Origin of the sequence: Vibrio sp. zbq_1, assembly GCF_043102935.1 — a bacterium.
GTDB lineage: Bacteria > Pseudomonadota > Gammaproteobacteria > Enterobacterales > Vibrionaceae > Vibrio > Vibrio parahaemolyticus.
In genome coordinates, this window is record NZ_JBICJH010000009.1 from 178,094 (window position 1) to 197,433 (window position 19,340).

At 45.6% G+C, this 19,340-nt stretch carries 14 protein-coding genes; 9 read left to right on the plus strand and 5 right to left on the minus strand.

Going from position 1 to position 19,340, the window contains the following annotated elements:
• Positions 1-114 precede the first annotated feature (114 nt).
• The 6 genes from acnD to ACF8CV_RS07010 all read left to right on the plus strand — a co-directional run bounded on the left by acnD (position 115) and on the right by ACF8CV_RS07010 (position 10,045).
• Positions 115-2,706: a Fe/S-dependent 2-methylisocitrate dehydratase AcnD gene (gene acnD / locus ACF8CV_RS06985; protein ID WP_141180167.1), complete on the plus strand. Its 2,592-nt coding sequence runs from the start codon at positions 115-117 to the stop codon at positions 2,704-2,706.
• Between the two features lie 9 nt (positions 2,707-2,715).
• Positions 2,716-3,912 (plus strand): 2-methylaconitate cis-trans isomerase PrpF, encoded by a 1,197-nt coding sequence (prpF, locus tag ACF8CV_RS06990; protein ID WP_141180166.1) that lies wholly within the window; start codon positions 2,716-2,718, stop codon positions 3,910-3,912.
• A 57-nt stretch (positions 3,913-3,969) separates the two neighbouring features.
• Positions 3,970-5,847, plus strand: a complete 1,878-nt coding sequence (locus ACF8CV_RS06995; RefSeq protein WP_169566959.1) for a propionyl-CoA synthetase — start codon at positions 3,970-3,972, stop codon at positions 5,845-5,847.
• 195 nt (positions 5,848-6,042) lie between these two features.
• The gene (locus ACF8CV_RS07000; RefSeq protein ID WP_021486569.1) at positions 6,043-6,525 is read left to right on the plus strand and encodes a GNAT family N-acetyltransferase; all 483 of its coding nucleotides are present in this window, start codon (positions 6,043-6,045) and stop codon (positions 6,523-6,525) included.
• A gap of 199 nt (positions 6,526-6,724) precedes the next feature.
• On the plus strand, positions 6,725-8,275 hold the full coding sequence (locus ACF8CV_RS07005; protein WP_141180164.1) for a trypsin-like serine protease: 1,551 nt from the start codon (positions 6,725-6,727) through the stop codon (positions 8,273-8,275).
• A 306-nt stretch (positions 8,276-8,581) separates the two neighbouring features.
• On the plus strand, positions 8,582-10,045 hold the full coding sequence (locus ACF8CV_RS07010) for a bifunctional NUDIX hydrolase/phosphatase PAP2 family protein (protein WP_392416367.1): 1,464 nt from the start codon (positions 8,582-8,584) through the stop codon (positions 10,043-10,045).
• 97 nt (positions 10,046-10,142) lie between these two features.
• Here the strand turns inward: ACF8CV_RS07010 and ACF8CV_RS07015 are convergent, their stop codons facing one another.
• Positions 10,143-10,952, minus strand: a complete 810-nt coding sequence (locus ACF8CV_RS07015) for a Cof-type HAD-IIB family hydrolase (protein ID WP_025542763.1) — start codon at positions 10,950-10,952, stop codon at positions 10,143-10,145.
• 165 nt (positions 10,953-11,117) lie between these two features.
• On the opposite strand from ACF8CV_RS07015, the gene queE reads away from it, so the two are divergent.
• Positions 11,118-11,768 carry a 7-carboxy-7-deazaguanine synthase QueE gene (queE, locus tag ACF8CV_RS07020; protein WP_169610493.1) on the plus strand — a complete coding sequence of 217 codons (651 nt, stop codon included), beginning with the start codon at positions 11,118-11,120 and terminating at the stop codon, positions 11,766-11,768.
• 14 nt (positions 11,769-11,782) lie between these two features.
• Positions 11,783-12,481 carry a 7-cyano-7-deazaguanine synthase QueC gene (gene queC, locus ACF8CV_RS07025; RefSeq protein ID WP_017448988.1) on the plus strand — a complete coding sequence of 233 codons (699 nt, stop codon included), beginning with the start codon at positions 11,783-11,785 and terminating at the stop codon, positions 12,479-12,481.
• An 8-nt stretch (positions 12,482-12,489) separates the two neighbouring features.
• Here queC and ACF8CV_RS07030 read toward each other — a convergent pair whose 3' ends face one another.
• The 4 genes from ACF8CV_RS07030 to ACF8CV_RS07045 form a co-directional block, all read right to left on the minus strand.
• Positions 12,490-14,466, minus strand: a complete 1,977-nt coding sequence (locus tag ACF8CV_RS07030; RefSeq protein ID WP_140061826.1) for a GGDEF domain-containing protein — start codon at positions 14,464-14,466, stop codon at positions 12,490-12,492.
• Between the two features lie 188 nt (positions 14,467-14,654).
• The gene (locus tag ACF8CV_RS07035; RefSeq protein ID WP_020840594.1) at positions 14,655-15,008 is read right to left on the minus strand and encodes a DUF2750 domain-containing protein; all 354 of its coding nucleotides are present in this window, start codon (positions 15,006-15,008) and stop codon (positions 14,655-14,657) included.
• 150 nt (positions 15,009-15,158) lie between these two features.
• A complete protein-coding gene (locus ACF8CV_RS07040) occupies positions 15,159-15,779 on the minus strand; it encodes an OmpA family protein (protein WP_005477817.1) in 621 nt (206 codons plus the stop codon).
• Between the two features lie 2 nt (positions 15,780-15,781).
• Positions 15,782-17,092, minus strand: a complete 1,311-nt coding sequence (locus tag ACF8CV_RS07045) for a TolC family outer membrane protein (RefSeq protein WP_005464216.1) — start codon at positions 17,090-17,092, stop codon at positions 15,782-15,784.
• A gap of 510 nt (positions 17,093-17,602) precedes the next feature.
• On the opposite strand from ACF8CV_RS07045, the gene ACF8CV_RS07050 reads away from it, so the two are divergent.
• Positions 17,603-19,340 (plus strand): cadherin-like domain-containing protein (locus ACF8CV_RS07050; RefSeq protein ID WP_392425363.1); only part of this gene is annotated, 1,738 nt, incomplete at its 3' end.

Genomic DNA, 19,340 nt, shown 5'->3' on the forward strand with positions numbered 1-19,340 from the left:
GCGACTACATCTCAAAAAGTTCTCCAATCAAGTTCTCCAAACTGCTTTGCTAGAGTAGCGTTTCTAGAGTGATGGGGAGAAGGCCAAGATGTACAGATTGAATGGAAGCAAACCATGAGCACAACTATTAATACCCAATTCCGTAAGTCGCTTCCGGGGACTCAACTTGATTACTTTGATGCCCGCGAAGCCGTAAACTCTATCTCTCCTGGAGCCTATGAAACGCTCCCTTACACCTCTCGCGTTCTTGCCGAACAGCTCGTACGCCGCTGCGATCCAAGCGTATTAACAGACAGCCTGAAGCAGCTCATCGAACGCAAACGTGATCTTGATTTTCCATGGTATCCAGCACGTGTTGTTTGTCATGACATTCTAGGTCAGACAGCGCTTGTTGACTTAGCCGGTTTACGTGATGCGATTGCCGATCAGGGCGGTGACCCGTCTAAAGTGAATCCAGTGGTTGAAACCCAGCTTATCGTTGACCACTCGCTTGCGGTAGAACACGCAGGTTTTGATCCAGAAGCATTCGAGAAAAACCGCGCGATTGAAGAGCGCCGTAACGAAGACCGATTCCACTTTATTGAGTGGTGTAAAACGGCTTTTGAAAACGTCAGCGTAATTCCCGCAGGTAACGGCATCATGCACCAAATCAACCTGGAGAAAATGTCTCCGGTTGTACAGGCGAAGCAGGGCATTGCTTACCCAGATACCTGTGTTGGTACCGACAGTCATACACCTCATGTTGATGCACTTGGCGTTATCGCAATTGGCGTTGGTGGTCTGGAAGCTGAAACAGTAATGCTTGGCCGCCCGTCAATGATGCGTCTGCCAGACATCGTGGGTGTGAAACTGACTGGTAAACGTCAGCCGGGTATTACCGCAACGGATATTGTTTTGGCGATTACCGAGTTCTTACGTAATGAGCGTGTTGTCTCTTCTTATCTTGAATTCTTTGGTGAAGGTGCTCGCGACCTAACAATTGGTGACCGTGCAACCATCTCCAATATGACACCAGAGTACGGTGCAACCGCGGGTATGTTCTACATCGATGAGCAGACTATCAACTACTTGAAACTGACTGGCCGTGATGAACAGCAAGTTGAGTTAGTTGAGAAATACGCGAAACAAACTGGCCTTTGGGCAGATGATCTTGATACTGCGGTTTACGAGCGCGTACTTGAGTTCGATTTGTCATCCGTAAGCCGTAACATGGCTGGTCCTTCAAACCCGCACCGCCGTTTGCCTACTTCTGAGCTGGCACAACGTGGCATTTCTGGTACATGGGAAGAGAAAGAGGGCGAGTTGCCAGATGGCGCGGTGATCATCGCTGCTATCACATCCTGTACGAACACCAGTAACCCAAGGAACGTGGTTGCTGCTGGCCTCGTCGCGAAGAAAGCCAATGAGCTCGGCCTTGTGCGTAAGCCTTGGGTGAAGTCATCATTTGCTCCGGGTTCTAAAGTTGCGCGTCTTTACCTGGAAGAAGCAGGCCTACTACCAGAGCTAGAGAAGCTTGGCTTTGGTATTGTCGGTTACGCATGTACGACTTGTAACGGTATGAGCGGTGCGTTGGATCCAAAAATTCAACAAGAGATCATCGATCGCGATTTATACGCGACAGCGGTACTGTCTGGTAACCGTAACTTTGATGGTCGAATTCATCCTTACGCAAAGCAAGCTTTCTTGGCTTCACCACCATTGGTTGTCGCTTATGCGCTAGCGGGTACGATTCGTTTTGATATCGAGCGTGATGCACTTGGCACTGACCAAAACGGTAAACCAATTTACTTAAATGATTTGTGGCCTAGCGATGAAGAGATCGATGCTGTTGTCGGCAAACATGTTAAGCCAGAGCAGTTTAACCAAGTTTATATCCAGATGTTTAAGCTCGATGATGCAGAGAAAAGCGCCAACCCGCTTTATGACTGGCGTCCGATGAGTACCTACATTCGCCGTCCTCCATACTGGGAAGGTGCGCTTGCGGGTGAAAGAACACTGTCTGGCATGCGTCCATTAGCGGTTCTTGGTGACAACATCACAACAGACCACTTATCACCATCCAACGCGATCATGGCGAGCAGCGCGGCGGGTGAATACCTTGCCCAAATGGGCGTTCCTGAAGAGGACTTCAACTCTTATGCGACTCACCGTGGCGATCACTTAACGGCGCAACGTGCGACCTTTGCTAACCCGAAACTATTTAACGAAATGGTGAAAGAGAACGGTGAAGTGGTTCAGGGTTCTCTGGCGCGAATCGAACCAGAAGGTCAGGTTGTACGCATGTGGGAAGCGATTGAAACCTACATGAATCGTAAACAACCACTGATTGTTGTCGCGGGTGCAGATTATGGTCAGGGTTCATCTCGTGACTGGGCAGCAAAAGGCGTTCGACTGGCTGGTGTAGAAGCCATTGTTGCAGAAGGCTTTGAGCGTATTCACCGTACTAACTTGGTTGGCATGGGCGTGTTACCACTGCAATTTAAGCCGGGTGTTAACCGCAATACATTAGAACTGGATGGTACTGAACTGTATGACGTGGTTGGTGAAATCAAGCCGGGTGCAGATTTAGCCTTGGTTATTACACGTAGCAACGGTGAGAAAGTCGACGTTCCTGTTACTTGTCGCTTAGATACCGCTGACGAAGTGCACGTGTATAACGCAGGTGGTGTACTGCAGCGTTTCGCGCAAGATTTCCTAGCGCAATAAGGAGTGGTTATGGAAAACAATACTCCGAATCAAATGAGCCAAATCAAAGTGCCTGCGACGTACATGCGTGGCGGCACGAGTAAAGGGGTCTTTTTCAACCTCGAAGATTTGCCTCAAGAAGCGCAAGTGGCTGGAGCCGCGCGTGACAAGTTATTGTTGCGTGTTATCGGCAGCCCGGATCCTTATGCAAAGCAGATCGACGGAATGGGCGGTGCGACATCAAGTACCAGTAAAACGGTAATTGTTTCGCGCAGTAGCCGTGACGATCACGATGTTGACTACTTGTTTGGACAAGTATCGATTGATAAGCCATTTGTGGATTGGAGTGGGAACTGCGGTAACTTATCTGCTGCTGTCGGTCCTTTCGCGATTCATGCTGGTCTGATTCCACAAGAGCGTATTCCTGAAAATGGCATTGTGACTGTACGTGTCTGGCAGGTGAACATCAGCAAAACTATCTTGGTTCATGTGCCGATTGTGAACGGATTTGTGCAAGAGACCGGAGAATTTGAACTTGATGGTGTGACTTTCCCGGCCGCTGAGATTCAAGTGGACTTTGTTGACCCGGCAGATGGGGAAGGCAGCATGTTCCCAACTGGCAACTTAGTCGATGATTTGGTGGTGCCTGATGTGGGGACGTTTAACGCTACCTTCATTAACGCGGGTATTCCAACCATCTTCATTGATGCTGAGTCGATTGGCTATCAGGGCACGGAACTACAAGATCAAATTAACAACGATGATGCAGCGCTGGCGATGTTTGAATCTATCCGTGCGCATGGCGCATTAAAAATGGGGCTAATTTCTGAACTTGAAGAAGCTCAGACACGCCAGCACACACCAAAAATCGCGTTTGTATCCAAACCGAAAAGTTACCAGTCCTCAAGTGGTAAAGCGGTAAATGAGTCGGAAATTGATGTGCTGGTACGGGCGTTGTCGATGGGCAAACTTCACCATGCAATGATGGGAACCGCAGCCGTTGCGATTGCTTCGGCGGCGTGTGTACCGGGAACATTAGTCAATCTGGCTGCTGGTGGAGGCGAAAAAGAGTCAGTGACTTTTGGTCATCCGTCAGGGACGCTAAAAGTTGGAGCACAAGCGAAGCAAACTGAACAGGGCTGGGTGGTACAAAAAGCCATCATGAGCCGAAGTGCGAGAATACTAATGGAGGGATTTGTGCGTGTACCCTCTGATGTCTTTGAGTGAAAAGAACGGTCTTTGAATAGAACGAGAGCAATGTCAGGACATACTGGAGGAAGCAATATGTCTTCATACGAAAAAGAATATTTATGGGCGAAAAACGAACCGGAGAGTTTTTGGCGCGCTCAAGCGGAGAATATCGACTGGTTTGAATCTCCTAAAACCATCTTGAAATCTGATGAGAACGGCATCGAACGTTGGTTCTCAGATGGGGTGATGAATACGTCTTGGTTGGCACTGGATTACCATTGCGAACAAGGACGTGGTGATAATACTGCGCTAATTTATGACTCACCAGTAACGGGAAATAAAAAGACTTACACTTACCGAGAGCTACGCGATCAAGTTGCGAAAATTGCCGGTATGCTGTCTGCCCAAGGCGTTGAAAAAGGCGACCGAGTTGTTGTTTACATGCCGATGATCCCAGAAGCGGCAATGGCAATGCTTGCTTGTGCACGTTTGGGTGCGATTCACTCAGTTGTGTTTGGTGGTTTTGCGCCTAATGAGCTGGCGGTACGTATTGAAGATGCAGAGCCAAAAGTCATTATGACGGCATCGTGTGGCATCGAAATCAGTAAAATCATTCCGTATAAACCATTAGTAGACAAAGCCATCATGGACAGCCGTTGGAAACCTGAGAAAGTGTTTGTTTTCCAGCGTCCAGAATGCGAAGCCGAGCTAAACCAAGAGAGAGATCTGGATTGGCAGCAAGAGTACAGCCAAGCACTTCCACATGCCTGTGTACCAGTACTGGCGACAGATCCGCTATATATCCTTTATACCTCAGGCACGACGGGCAAACCGAAAGGGGTGGTACGTGATAACGGTGGCCATGCGGTAGCACTGAAGTACTCAATGAGCGCAATCTACAACATCCCGCAAGGTGGTGTGTTCTGGGCGGCATCCGACGTGGGCTGGGTAGTTGGTCACTCGTATATTGTTTATGCGCCATTGATTCATGGTTGCACCACAATTCTGTTTGAAGGTAAGCCAGTCAGAACTCCGAATCCGGGGGCATTCTGGCGTGTGTGTGATGAGTATAAAGTGGATGCTTTGTTCTCGGCGCCAACGGCTTTCCGTGCGATTAAGAAAGAAGATCCGGAAGGCGAGTTCTTAAAGCAGTATGATCTGTCAAACCTGAAAACCATCTTTATGGCTGGTGAACGTTTAGACCCTCCTACGCTGGAGTGGGTACAAAGTAAAACCGACAAACCAGTTATCGATCACTGGTGGCAAACAGAGACAGGTTGGGCGATTGCCGGTAACCCGACGGGCATTGAAATGATGCCAGTAAAAGCAGGTTCTTCAACTAAGCCTATTCCGGGTTATCAAGTAGAAATCCTCGATGAACTGGGTGAACCAGTAAAACCTAATCAACAAGGTTTCGTTGCGCTAAAACGTCCGTTACCACCAAGCTGCTTACCAACCGTGTGGCGAAACCATGATCGTTTTGAAACGGGCTACCTAAGCCAATTCCCGGGTTACTATGTTTCTGGCGATGGCGGCTACCTTGATGAAGATGGTTACTTGTTCATCATGGGACGCATTGACGATGTGATTAACGTCGCTGGCCACCGTTTGTCTACTGGTGAAATGGAAGAAATTGTTGGTGGTCACCCTGCCATTGCAGAATGTGCGGTTGTGGGCATTCACGATGAGCTAAAAGGACAGCTACCACTTGGTTTCGTTGTGCTGAAAGATGGCGTGAAGGTTAATGAGTTAGCGCTAGAAGGCGAACTTGTGGGCAAGGTGAGAAATGAGATTGGCGCGGTTGCATGCTTCAAACACGCACTGGTTGTCGATCGCTTACCGAAAACACGCTCGGGTAAAATTCTGCGTCGAACCATCCGCCAAATTGCTGATGGAGAGCAATACACCGTGCCATCGACGATTGATGATCCAACGAGCCTGAATGAAATAGAGCGAGTGTTACGACGCTAACAATTTATCGTCGTACTCAAATGAAACCCTGATCCTCGAACTCCGTAGTTTGGTTCTGCCTCTGTATGCCGATTTGTACAGGGGCTTTTTTGCGTTGGTGCTCCAGAAAACAATCGTGAGTAGGTGCTTTTGTGGCTTGCCAAGCCTGTGTTTTCGCAACACACTATACGGACTCAAATTTTGGTAACCCTTAGTATGTCTGCATTTGTAATCAAAGCTGCGAGTTTTGATGATTTAGAAGTGCTCAACGATCTTATGTTCGATTTGCACGATGAGCACCATGTTCAATCCCCTGAATTGTTTAAAACTGCCGAAGAAATCGAGCAAGAGAAAAGCATTGCTCGTTACATCGATAATCCCGAGTGTTTGGTATATGTAGCGAAAGTCGGAGATGAAGTTATCGGTTTTGTCTCTGGTCACTTTTGTGAGTTAACTTCCGTTGTCAGCCAACCTGTGATGATGGGTAGTGTGGATGAGTTGTATGTGATGCCGGAATATCGAAAGCAAGGAACGGCTCAAGCTTTGCTCGATAAGATAGAAGCTACCTTTATCGATTACGGCGCGACCCAAATGTTTGTTGAGGTTTGGAGTTTTAACCGCCAAGCTCTCGGATTATATGAAAAACAAGGGTTTGGGCATCATATTCACTGTTTGCGAAAGCCCTTAAATCCATCGTAATTAATACGTCTTGTTGACGGTAATTCAGTGACAGAAACCATGTGGAATTGAAATTATTCAGTTCATCAATAGACTTTTGCGTTTAAGTGGCTCGCAAGCTATGAATTTGCTACTCAACTTACATTGGTAACATTGAATTTGTCTGCTTGTTTTATGAGTAGCACGAGGATCGTGCTTACAAAAACAAGAGGATAATACTTTGAAACTATCAAAATCGTTACTTGCTTTGGCAGTCTTGCCAATGTTTGCAAGTGCTGATGATTTATCACAGACGCAAAACCACATCATTCAACCGAAAATCGTGGGCGGCATTACCGCCGATCCAACTGAATGGAAGTTCTACACACAAATTGTAAGTCGCTACAGTAACCGCTCCTATTGCGGTGCCAGTTACATCGGCAATGGCTATGTATTGACGGCGGCTCACTGTGTGGAGGGCGATTCACCGAGTCAAATCGCCGTAAAAATTGGTGGCGTCGTGTACAACGGCACCGATGGAGTAAGAGCGAATGTGAGTGAAATCCACATGCATCCGTCTTATCGCCGCGCCACGCTTTCTTATGATATTGCGGTTCTAAAGCTAGATTCCGTCCCACAAGGTGTATCCGCCGTTGAAATTGCTGACGGCAGCTTGGCGCAGTACGCCAGTATTGGAGATTGGTTGACAGTTGCAGGTTTAGGTCGAACGTCAGAAGGCGGCAGTTCGCCAACAAGATTGCAAGAAGTCGATGTTCCACTCGTGTCGGATGCCACTTGTCGTCAGGCGGGTGGAAACTACACCACCGTTGGGGAAGTGGCATTCTGTGCAGGCGTGCCGCAAGGTGGGATAGATTCATGTCAGGGTGACAGCGGTGGCCCAATCGTTATTAATCGCGGCAGTGCGATTACCCAACTTGGCGTAGTTAGCTGGGGAATAGGGTGTGCACGTCCGGGTATGTACGGCGTGTACAGTGATATTGCAGCATTGCGCAGTTTTGTGGATGGCGTCATCGGCACTTCAACTCCTCCGAAAGATAACGTTTCTGTTGGTTACACTGCTAATCAAACGTTGCCAGCGTTTAATGTTGGCGAACTCAAGCAGCATGGATTTATGATTAGTAATTCGGGAAATACTGCATTCACTGTCGAAAATGTACGCATTGGCGGCTCAGGAGTGACTGATGCAGCACTGATTGCCAACGATCAATGTTCTCAAACAACGTTAGCTGCAAATACGAGTTGTCATGTGGATGTGGAGTTTGGCGTATCACAAGCGGGTGAAGCTAGAGTGACGTTGAACTTTGGCGTTGATAAAACCAGTACTTTATATCAAGCGGTTGTGTCTGCAACAGCCAAATCGGTAACATCGCCACCAACAGGAAGCTGTGCAAACGAATGGCAAGCCTCATCTGTTTACAATAAAGGCGATACGGTCACGTGGAATGGAAAAGTGTGGCAAGCGCAATGGTGGACTCAAGGCGATAACCCAGCAGAATCGGGTTCCTGGGGCGTTTGGCAAGCAGTGAGCGATGCAAACTGTACGTCACATCAAGATCAGGTCATCCCGCCGACTGAGTCGCCAGTTGTGTCTGTTCCTTCAAATAACATCTATCAAGCGGGAGCTCAATACCTCGCTGGCGATGTTGTGACTAATCAGGGCTCGTCTTATCAATGTTTACCGTGGCCAAATAGTCTTTGGTGTGGTTCGACGCCAAGCGCTTATGAGCCGGGCGTAGGTTCTGCATGGACTCATGCGTGGATAAAGCTATAAAGTCATACTAATCATAAATGGGGTTTATTGTTTTCGAATAATAAGCCCATTTTTGTTGTTTTAAATATGAGAACCCACAAAATACCTATGACTTTATCCTGACAGTTTGCTTATATAACTGGCAGAATTGCGATCAATATTTCACGTTTTGTCTGATTTTTGTCAGATTTACATTAAGAATTTTCTCCGATGACTTTTTTGACTTGTGCATCATATGCATAACTCGTTACTTAATTTATGTCGAAAAATATTGGTAATACTGCCATCATGCATTGGTCATTATTCTCTTCATTAAAGGTTTATCTTGTGCTGAGACAGTTGTTTTTTCTCACTCTCTTTTCTGCTTTGCTTTCTACGTCTTCAATGACAATGGCAAAATCGGTATCCGGTACGTCATTGAATGGAATTAAAGGCGCGCTCTGTGTTGTTCGAGCCGACGATAAGCTTGTACTGGTTCATGAAATTCTCACTAACAAAATCTCCTTGCCGGGAGGTACTATTATTGAAGGTGAATCTCCAGAAATTGCCGCGCAACGAGAAACGTGGGAAGAAACGGGGCTTGCAGTAACTGTCGGTAATGAGTTGGGTAGAACCTCAACTGCGATCTTGTTCGACTGCGTATCTGATTCTGAAGTTATCGCTTTTTCTATGAATAACTCATTGGGTGGAAACGAGCTGCCTTCTTGGTTTGCGCCTCATTACGGTGTGGAAGTGGCTTCTGCCATGCTGCTTAACCCAAGTGAACTTACGGCATCTCAATATCGCTATCCGGCTCAATGGCCAGAAGTTGTTAACCTTTTTGCTAATGCAACTAACCAGCCGGTTTCTTACGTTACACAGCTAATTGAGTCTGCACCTACATTCCGTCAGGCCGAGCTCTCTTGGGAGATGGAACTACAAGGTTGGATTGGTGAGCTTTCAGACAACAGTTACAAAGCCGCGTACGAGTTTGCAAGTGTAGTGATGGAGCTGACGACGCCAACTATTTTGCTGTTTTTATTCCCGTTCGTCATGATGCGCTTTGATAGTCGCTTTGTGTACCGACTGTTCTTCGCCATCACCGCGACATCTTTAATGGTTTTGGTGGCACAGCAGGGATTTTCTCTACCAAGGCCGCATGTGTACGTGCCTATGGCGGAACTTCCAAACAGTTACGGCTTTAGTTTTCCAAGCTTGCCTATTGCGGTTTGGTTCTGTGTGTTGACATTTTTGTTCCAAAGAACGCACAGCTTTGGATTTAACAGTACCACGGTGTTGATGGCCGCTATTACGCTAATAGTCATGCTGTGCAAGTTCTTCCTAGGTTCTGCGTTTATTCTTGATATGTTATTGGGCGCCTTGTTGGGCATCTTGGTTGCTTGGCACGTATTACGTTTGGAAACGAATCCAGAGGTCAATGTTGATCAACTCCTCAGCTCAAAAGGGGTGTGGTTTACGTTGACTGCTGTGACAGCCGTTATTTCGGTGATTTGGCCGTTACCTGTGTTTGGCAACTGGTTAGCGATGTTGATCACGGCTTCTGCACTCGTGCTTACGTTTAAGGAGTCTCAGGTGAGATTAAACAGTAAGCAGATGATTTTTGTCACTTTAGCGTTGATATTGACTCAGCAGGTGTATTTGTTTGCAGCGACGAGCGTCTCTTCCAGCGGTTTTTGGTCATTGGTGTTTATGACGTTCCACTATCCGATATTGATGCTGTTGTTCATCTTTATGGCAAGAAGATTGACTCATCAAAATCAGTACCAAGAAGAGCTCAATCTGTCAGAATAATAAGTACTTCGGTATCAAGTAAAAAGCCTCGCAATTCGCGAGGCTTTTTGTGTTTTAGGTGCTTAATTCTGTAAGGCTACTTTTATTAAAGCGAGGCCTAAGCGTTAAGAACAAATTTCTCAATTGCTTTCGCTACGCCGTGGTCGTCGTTACTTTCAGTGATGTAATCTGCGATTTTCTTGGTTTCTTCCATCGCATTTTCCATCGCGATACCAAGACCTGCGTACTTCAGCATGTGGTGGTCATTTTCAGCATCACCCATACAGATCACTTCTTCTGGTTGAATTCCTAAGTACTCAGCAATCGCAGCAACTCCGATGCCTTTGTTACTCGCTGGGTTAAGAAACTCTAGGAAGAATGGGGCACTTTGAACAACAGTAAACTCTTCACGCATTTCAGACGGAAGCGCAGCGATGACCTCGGTGAGTTTACTTGGCTCGGCAACCATCATTGCTTTGATGATTGGATGATCATCTTCTAGCGATTCAAAATTCATCTCTGTCACGTCTAAGCCATTAATGTTGGCTTCGATGTCAGTGTATGGGTTGTTCTCATTAGTGATCAAGCCGTGCACTTGGCTGAATGCGTGCACATAAGCGCCTAGTTCTTTCGCTTTACGAGCGACTAATTTAGCAGCCTTACCATCAATGATTTGCTGGTGGATAATTTCGTTTGTACCTACGTTTTTAACCATAGAACCATTGTAGAAAAGGACAAAATCTTTCTCGGAATGAATATTCAGCTCATCCAATTTTGCCTGCATGCCTTCAAGTGGGCGGCCAGAAGCCAAAACGACAGTAACGCCAGCTTCACGAGCTTTCGCGATAGCGTGTTTGTTTTCTTCTGAAATCGCTTTGTCGCTGTTTAATAACGTGCCGTCCATGTCTAGGGCGATCAGTTTGTACATCTTTACTTACCTTAAAATAATGGGAACCTGAGTATGAAACTACAAAATGGGCTATTTTAACAATTAATTTTTGGTTTGAATTGACCTAGACACGCCTCTCCATTAAGGTCTTCGCCTCGAAGTTTTATGAGTTAAGTGAGTTCTGCGTTGTATAAGCTAAATGAGATGTTTGAAACCATCCAAGGGGAAGGGATCTTTACTGGTGTTCCTGCCGTTTTCGTTCGCTTGCAAGAGTGCCCAGTCGGGTGCAGTTGGTGTGATACAAAACAAACGTGGGATGCCGAAGAAAAGGATCTGCGTCCTATTGGTGATATTTTGGTGAAGACGGAAGATTCTCCGACTTGGTGCACGGCATCGGCTGAAGACATCGTAGAACAATACAAACAGCAAGGCTTCAATGCGAAGCATATTGTTATCACTGGTGGTGAACCGTGCATTTACGATTTGCGTCCGTTGAGCAAAGCGTTTGAAGATATGGGCTGTCAGTGCCAGATTGAAACCAGTGGGACATCAGAAGTCTTCACGTCTGAAAAAACGTGGGTGACAGTGTCACCAAAAGTGGCGATGAAAGGTAAATTGCCCGTACTGAAAAGTGCTTTGGAGCGTGCTAATGAAATCAAGCATCCAGTCGGTACGCAAAAAGACATCGATCATCTTGATGAACTACTTGCAAACGCTGATATAAAGACAGAAACGGTGATCGCTTTACAACCAATAAGCCAGAAGCCTCGCGCAACTCAGTTGTGTATCGAAACGTGCATCGCGCGCAATTGGCGTCTATCTATTCAAACTCATAAATACCTAAGTATTGCTTAAGCTCGGAGAGTAAAATGAAAAAAGCTGTTGTTGTTTTCAGTGGCGGGCAAGACTCGACAACCTGTCTCGTACAAGCCCTTAAAGAGTTTGATGAAGTGCATGCAATCACTTTTGATTATGGCCAACGTCATAAACTGGAGATCGAAGTTGCGCAAAAGATCGCCAAAGACCTTGGTGTAAAAGCGCATAAAGTGATGGATGTCGGTTTACTGAATGAACTTGCTATCAGCTCTCTGACGCGTGATGACATCCCTGTTTCTCACGAATTACAAGAGAATGGCTTGCCGAATTCGTTTGTGCCTGGCCGTAATATTTTGTTCTTAACTCTTGCTGGCATTTATGCTTACCAAATCGGTGCCGATACGGTGATTACGGGCGTGTGTGAAACGGACTTTAGTGGCTACCCAGATTGCCGAGATGATTTTGTGAAATCAATGAACACGGCGCTGGTTAAAGGTATGGATCGAGCTCTGACGATTAAAACACCGCTGATGTGGCTCAATAAGGCAGAAACATGGGCGTTAGCGGATCAATACAATGCGTTACAACTGGTGCGTGAAAACACGCTAACTTGCTACAACGGCATCATCGGTGATGGTTGTGGCGATTGCCCATCGTGTGATTTACGCAAAGCCGGGCTCGATGATTACTTGAATAACAAAGATGCAGTTATGAAATCTTTGGTTCAAAAGCAGGAATCAGAAGGTCTGTAAACAGGCCTTCACGAATTTGCAAATTCTGAACTCAGGTTAATTGGCTCATTGTACGCATCAACAACCGCGTTTTTGCCATTTCTCTTCGCCTGATACAAAGCTTGGTCTAATATCGAGTACAGCTCATCGAAGTTGGTGAGTGGCATTGATGTCGATAGATAGGCCAAGCTTGCCGTTACACGAAGGTCTTCATTTCTTTCCGTTTTGATTTGCTTTTCCGAAATGGTTTTATGCAAGCTTTGAACTCGGAAAGGTACATCAATTTCATCAACGTTTTTGAGTAAAAGAACAAATTCCTCTCCACCTAAACGCCCGATGTATTCACCTTTGTTGAGTTTTACGCGGATGCTTTGACAAACGTGTTTCAAAACCAAATCGCCTGTAGGGTGGCCGTAGGTATCATTGATGGCTTTAAAGTTATCTAAGTCAATTAAAGCCAGAACATATCGCATCTCTTGATGAGTTTTCGAGGTTTGACTTTTGATGGTCTCAATGATCGCGGTTCTGTTTAAGGCGCACGTTAAACTGTCTATCCGTGCTTTATTTCGAGTTTGTCGCTGAGCCATTATTGCCAACACCAAAAGAAGCACTAAGCAGGCAACCACAAAATTGTACGCACGTTTTTGATCTGTAAGCTTTTCAAACTCGCTCTGCTTTAAATTCCGCTCGTTCGCAAGTTTGATCAGTTGCAGTTCGTATTCGTACTCATTTTTGGTGAGGTCGAGAGCTTCCATTGCCTTGATGTTGCTAGTATCTCGGTTATCTAGTTCCAATGTTGAATATGCTTCATAGTGACTTAGCGCCGCTTTGTAATCCCCAAGTTTTTGGTAAGCATTGGACAGCAACAGTTGCGCTCTCGCTTGTAGCAATGGCCTTGAGTTTTCCATTGCTAGTGTGAACGCTTCTTTACCGTGCTCGATCGCCTTTTCTGGCGCGTCATTTTTCAGATAAGCAAAACCAGCGGCTAAGTGCCCCTCGGTTTGTAAATGGTTGTTTTCGTATCGCTCGCCCAAACCGAGTGCTTTGTTAATGTATTTGACGGCTTGTTCAAGGTTGCCAATTTCAGCAATAGCGGAAGCAAGACCCAAATACGCCAAGCCTTGTCCATACGGATAGTGGAGCTCTTCCAAGATTTTCAATGAATTCTGGTAGTGGTTAATGGCCTTATCGAAATCTTTCGATTTGTTATACATCCGAGCTAGGCTGTGTTCGACTTGCGCCACTTTGAGTGGGGCCTCCTCAAGTTGACGCGCAAGCAAGGATTGGATGAGGTATTGCTCCGATTGCTCAAACTGTCCTAATTCGGCCAGTAAATTGCCGACATCGTTATAAATACCAGATGGGTCGCTTTGATAAGACATATTGGCAAGCAGACGGCGGTACAGGCTCAGAGCCTTTTCGTAGTCGCCGCGATAATTGTAGTTGTTCGCTACGACTCGCAACGCCAAGTCTGCAGGAAAGGCCTCTGCGTGCTTATCGTCTAAATGGCTTTCGAGAGATGAGCAAAAGAAGTTTGCTTTGTGGTAACGGCCTTGCTGGTTTAGCGTGTAGCAAAGCTGGTAATTCATCAACGCTTTACCTTCCACGTCACCATTTTGTTTCATCTTTTGCCTTAACGAGTTGAAACTGGCAACTGAAGCGTCATAACTGCCATGTTTACGTTCGTTTAAAGCGAGAATGTACTCAGATTCTAACTTCGCGAAATCATTGTTTAAGATTTGGCTACTTCCGTAATAAGGCTGCTTAATGTTGGCCATGTACTCATAAATCAACCCACTGACGTAAAGTCTCTCGCTGTCAGAGACGGAAGTATGATAACGGTCTTGAAGCATGCTAAGAGCAGAAGCCGCATCGTTGTGTAACGTTGTTTGATAGACAGCGTGCCATTGCGTAAAGTTTTGGGTGTGTTCAATCTCGGTAGAGTCACTCGCGTATATTTGACTGCAAAAAAGCAGTGACGCAAGCAAAGGAGACAGCGCGCGCATAAGGAAGTAGCCTTGTGTTTTTCTTATATAATCTTTTCAGTATGTTATACCCATTATCTTATAGGCGATGTGACCACGTGAAGTGAATAAACAATACTGAATGGAAAAACTATGAAGTGGGTCGATATTTGTGTTGAGAACTAGGGGAGGGAATAGAAACCCCGGCACAAGTGCCGAGGTCAACGCGATTAGTCTACGTATAGCTTCGCTAGATCTTGAGGCTCCATTTCTTTGCCTTCTAGCTGATCATTCCAGTTTGTACCAACAAGAACGCCGTCTTCAGCAAGAGTCAGAAGCCAATCTTCTACAAAGATATCTAGTGGAATTTCAAGAACAGTAAAATCTGCCCACTCTTCAACGTTGTGCGCTTCAGCATCTTCTTTTGAAGACCAGAAAGGCATTACTTCGCTATTTTCGAACTCAGTTGAATCGCAAGACAACCAACCTTCTTCATTGCGTAGACCCCAAACGAGTTGGCTTTCTTTCGTTTCTGCTACGAAAAGATCAAGGTTTGCTTGGATATCTGATGTAAGTTTGCTCATTTCAAAACTCTCATTGTTATGACGCCGCTAGATTACCACTAAAGCGCCGATTCCTAAAGCATAATACGGCTTCAAACCACTATGAAAAGAAAAGGAGCCGAAGCTCCTTTTGTCAAATCTGAGTGCGATGTGAGAGTGTAAAAGTTTAGATTAGCTTTCTGCTTCTGGAAGCGTCGTAAAGATCGTCCACTCTTTTTTAACTTTACCCTTGTAACCAACAACAGATGCGGTCACTCGGCGGTTAAGTGCGTGACTTACCTGATCGGTGCCTTGCTCTGCTAGATGTGTGTCACCAAAACCAATGATGCGAACACGATTTGGTTCAATACCGTAACTTAATAGCGCGTCACGCACGTTTTTCGCTCGTCGTTCAGAGAGATCTTGATTGTGTTTTGAACCACCTGTTTTACTCGCGTAACCTTGTAGTTCAATCGAGGTCGTTGGGTAATCCTTCAAGAAGTCAGACAACTCACGAATTTGACGACGAAATACCGGATTGATCTCATCAGAATCGTTGGCAAATAGCACACGAACCTGCATTTTCTCAGATGCTTTGATGTATTCGCCACAGCCATCATTGTCAACTTCAGAGCCAGCTGGTGTCCCCGGACATAGGTCGCGAGCGTTAATCACACCGTCGTTATCTTCGTCTTGTAAGTCAGCAATTTGTTCTGCGGTAGGGAATGCACGGTAATCGTACTCATCTTCAGCGATTGCCTGTTGCGTAACGGCGATAACGCTTAATGCCAATAGCAGTTTCATCGGTTTCATGATTAGTACTCCACCTTCTGGTTCCATTCTGTTGGTACATCAACACGCAAGGCATTCAACAGTTGACCCGTGGCATTCATCACTCGGTACTTCGCGTATTGTTCCGCGTATTTAGCGTCTAAATAGTTCTTTCTTGCTTCGAACAGTTCGTTTTCAGTGTTTAAAAGGTCAAGTAGAGTACGTTTACCAATGCGATATTGCTTTTCGTAAGCAATGACCGTTTCAGAAGCTGAGTCTACGTGGTCAGCTAAAAACTCTTTTTGTTGCAGAGTTAAATCTAATGCACTCCAAGATAAGCGAAGTCCTTCCTCGACATTTCGGTATGCGCGCTCTCGTAGATCTTTCGCTTTGTTTAACTGATATGCAAAGCTTTCTGCGTTCGCAACATCACTACCACCGTTGAACAAGTTGTAACGCATTCGAAGCATTGCTGTCGTTTCATCGCTGCTGCCTTCAATACCGCCGGCATCGTTGCGCCATGTTTGTGCTGCTTCTACAGAAATGGTCGGGTAGTAAGTTCCTTTCGATTGTTTGTACTGGAACTTAGCTGAATCCACATCTGCAACCGAGATTTTGATTACAGGGTGAGATTCAAATGCCAAGTCAATCGCTTCATCGATTGTGTATGGGATGAAGTTTTGATCCGCGCGTGGGAAGATCAATCCTTGTGGCGATTGTCCGACAAGACGCGTAAACATCGTTTGGCTATCAAACAGGTTATTTTGAGCCGCAACTAAGTTACCGTGCGCTTTTGCTAAACGCGCCTCAACTTGAGTCAGGTCTGCTGTCGAGCCGATACCTGAGTTGACACGTTTTTTAATGTCTTCATAAATTTTCTTATGAACTTTCAGGTTGTTCTCTGAAAGAGAAAGAATTTCATACGCTTTAACGGAATCTAAGTACACCTTAGTCACTTCCAACGCCGTGTCTTGCGCATCCGCAAGTAGTTGGTATCGCACAGATTCTGCATCTGCAGCAGTACGGTCCATATCATTAAGAGTGGCAGAGCCATCCCAAATCAATTGCGTTAAAGTGATAGTGGCTTCTTTACGAGTCAGATCGGTTGAGTCTCGTCCTGATTCTGCAGGATTTATACCTTCGTAACCGATACCTGCGTCAAGATCGACGGAAGGGAGGTAAGCACCGCCAGATGCTTCATTCACATACTGCTTGCTAACGAATTCATTGAACGCGCTTTTAATATCGGGATTTGTTTTTAGCGTATTTTCTACGGCTTGTTCTAGTGTTTGCCCAAAAGCATGACTAGCGGCGAATACACCAATACAAAAGGCGTTGGCACGAGTCCACTTCACTGTGATTCTCCTAGATGGTTATGTAATTGCTCGAGGCGAGAGGGCTTATAAGTGGAATACCTATAAGGGCGTCAATAATTTAGCGCACAATACCACTAATAATCGACGATGTAACCAATCGCTTTGTTTAGAATGTGTTTCAAAAGTGATACGAAAATACGCCTAACTGGGGTTTAACTTCGAACTAATATCACCTTTATTTGGTTTTGTTACATTTATAGTTGCTTATACAGAGATCTAAATCACCCACCAACTGAAAATCGACAATATGGGAAAATTGTGACTTATAAGTTGAAAATAGGCATCAAATTACTGTTATTGCAGTATATATTCGGGCAATATATAGCAAATTAGTATCGTTAGTCAAAAAGTTGACAGTAATTTGGGGTGAAGTTTTATATGGATCGTACAGCGTTAGTTTCACTCGGCAATCAAGTCGTTGTAATAGGATTAGATGGGAAGCTGAGAGTACTAACGGAGGGACAACAGCCACGACCAGGAGAAGTGGTTGTGACATCAACAGATGTTGGCCCTCTGGATTTAAACGTGCAATTGACTCAAGAGCAAGGTTCTAAAGATGTTACTGATGATGTTTTACAAATTATTAGTGCAATCGAACAAGGACAAGACCCTTCTGCTGTAGGTGAAGAGTTTGCGCCAGCAGCTGGTGAGAACGGCGGCTCTAGTCTGCAAACCAGTGCGACAATTGTTCGCGATGGTACTGAACTCTTGGCATCCACCAGTTTTGAAACCATTGGTATTGAGTCTTTAGGACTATCGCAAACACAAGTTCTAGCACTGAACGATCTATTCCGAAGTAATCTTCAAACGAGTGCTGACAGCACTGATAAACCTTTGGCAACAACGCCAGTTACTCTAGATGCGATTGAAGAGGACGGTGGTTCAATCACCATTACGACGGAAGAGTTACTGTCAAATGTTGATGATGAAGACAAAGACACATTATCTGTTGAGAACCTCATTATCGATAAAGGGAATGGCACTCTTGTCGACAATGGTGATGGCACGTGGACTTTCACTCCGCAAATCGATGATGACACAGAAGTCTCTTTCACTTTCGACATTATTGATGACGAAGACCTAGTGGTATCTGGTTCTGCAAATCTCGATATTCTGCCTATCAATGATGCGCCAAACGCAGAAAATGATGTAATTACGACAGGAGAAGACACCGCTGTTACGATTGATGTTTTAGTCAATGATAGTGATGTTGAAGGTGACGTACTCAGCATTCAATCAGCATCAGTTCCTTCAGAGCAAGGCTCAGTTGACATTGTCGACGGCAAACTGGTGTTCACGCCAGCTGAGAACTTCAACGGTGAAGCAACCATCACTTATATCGTAACTGATGGCGATTTGACGGACGAAGCGAACGTGACTGTTACGGTTACGCCTGTAAATGACAGTCCTGTTGCCGTTGATGACACTGTATCTACACAAGAAGACACCGTAGTTATCATTGATGTGCTGCCAAACGACACCGACGTGGATGGCGATAAGCTGAGTATTGAATCAGCCTCTGTTCCTAAGGAGCAGGGTACGGTTGAAGTGGTGGATGGAAAACTTGTTTTCACACCGGCCGAGAACTTCAATGGCGACGCCGAAATCACTTACACCGTAACGGACGGCCAATTGACCGACGAAGCGAAAGTAACTGTTACAGTAAATCCAGCAAACGATGCGCCAACCATCAAGGTTGATGCAGTAGAAAGTATCACTGAAGATGCAGTGAGCACTGATACGGTAGTCGCAACCTTAACGGTTCGCGATACTGACACGCCTGAAGACCAATTAACCGTTTCTCTAGAAAACAACTCAAACGGTTACTTTGTGTTGGTTGGCGATGAAGTCAAGCTGACTCAAGCGGGCGTTGATGCAGTTAACAATGATGAACTTAACCTTAAAGACCTGACTATTAGCGCGTCAGTGTCGGATGGTGTTAATCCAACGGCTAACGACAGTGACAGTTTGATTGTGAATCGTGTTAATGATGCACCGACTGTAGAAAATGCCATTGCAGACCAAGTGTTATCGGAAGATTTCGATGCATACACGATCGACTTGAATGAAGTATTCAAAGATTCTGATTCCTCGCTAGAATTCTCAGTTTCTGGCAATAACAGCATCCAAATTTCTATTGTGAATGGTGTTGCTACCATCACTCCAACTGCGGATTGGAATGGCAAAGAGACAATTACGTTCACAGCTACAGACCCAAGCGGCGAAA

Bases quoted from the DNA above. Each gene is read 5' to 3' on its own strand.
- acnD (WP_141180167.1), top strand. From the start codon at position 115: ATGAGCACAACTATTAATACCCAATTCCGTAAGTCGCTTCCGGGGACT.
- prpF (WP_141180166.1), top strand. From the start codon at position 2,716: ATGGAAAACAATACTCCGAATCAAATGAGCCAAATCAAAGTGCCTGCG.
- ACF8CV_RS06995 (WP_169566959.1), top strand. From the start codon at position 3,970: ATGTCTTCATACGAAAAAGAATATTTATGGGCGAAAAACGAACCGGAG.
- ACF8CV_RS07000 (WP_021486569.1), top strand. From the start codon at position 6,043: ATGTCTGCATTTGTAATCAAAGCTGCGAGTTTTGATGATTTAGAAGTG.
- ACF8CV_RS07015 (WP_025542763.1), bottom strand. From the start codon at position 10,952: ATGTACAAACTGATCGCCCTAGACATGGACGGCACGTTATTAAACAGC.
- queE (WP_169610493.1), top strand. From the start codon at position 11,118: ATGTTTGAAACCATCCAAGGGGAAGGGATCTTTACTGGTGTTCCTGCC.
- queC (WP_017448988.1), top strand. From the start codon at position 11,783: ATGAAAAAAGCTGTTGTTGTTTTCAGTGGCGGGCAAGACTCGACAACC.
- ACF8CV_RS07030 (WP_140061826.1), bottom strand. From the start codon at position 14,466: ATGCGCGCGCTGTCTCCTTTGCTTGCGTCACTGCTTTTTTGCAGTCAA.
- ACF8CV_RS07035 (WP_020840594.1), bottom strand. From the start codon at position 15,008: ATGAGCAAACTTACATCAGATATCCAAGCAAACCTTGATCTTTTCGTA.
- ACF8CV_RS07040 (WP_005477817.1), bottom strand. From the start codon at position 15,779: ATGAAACCGATGAAACTGCTATTGGCATTAAGCGTTATCGCCGTTACG.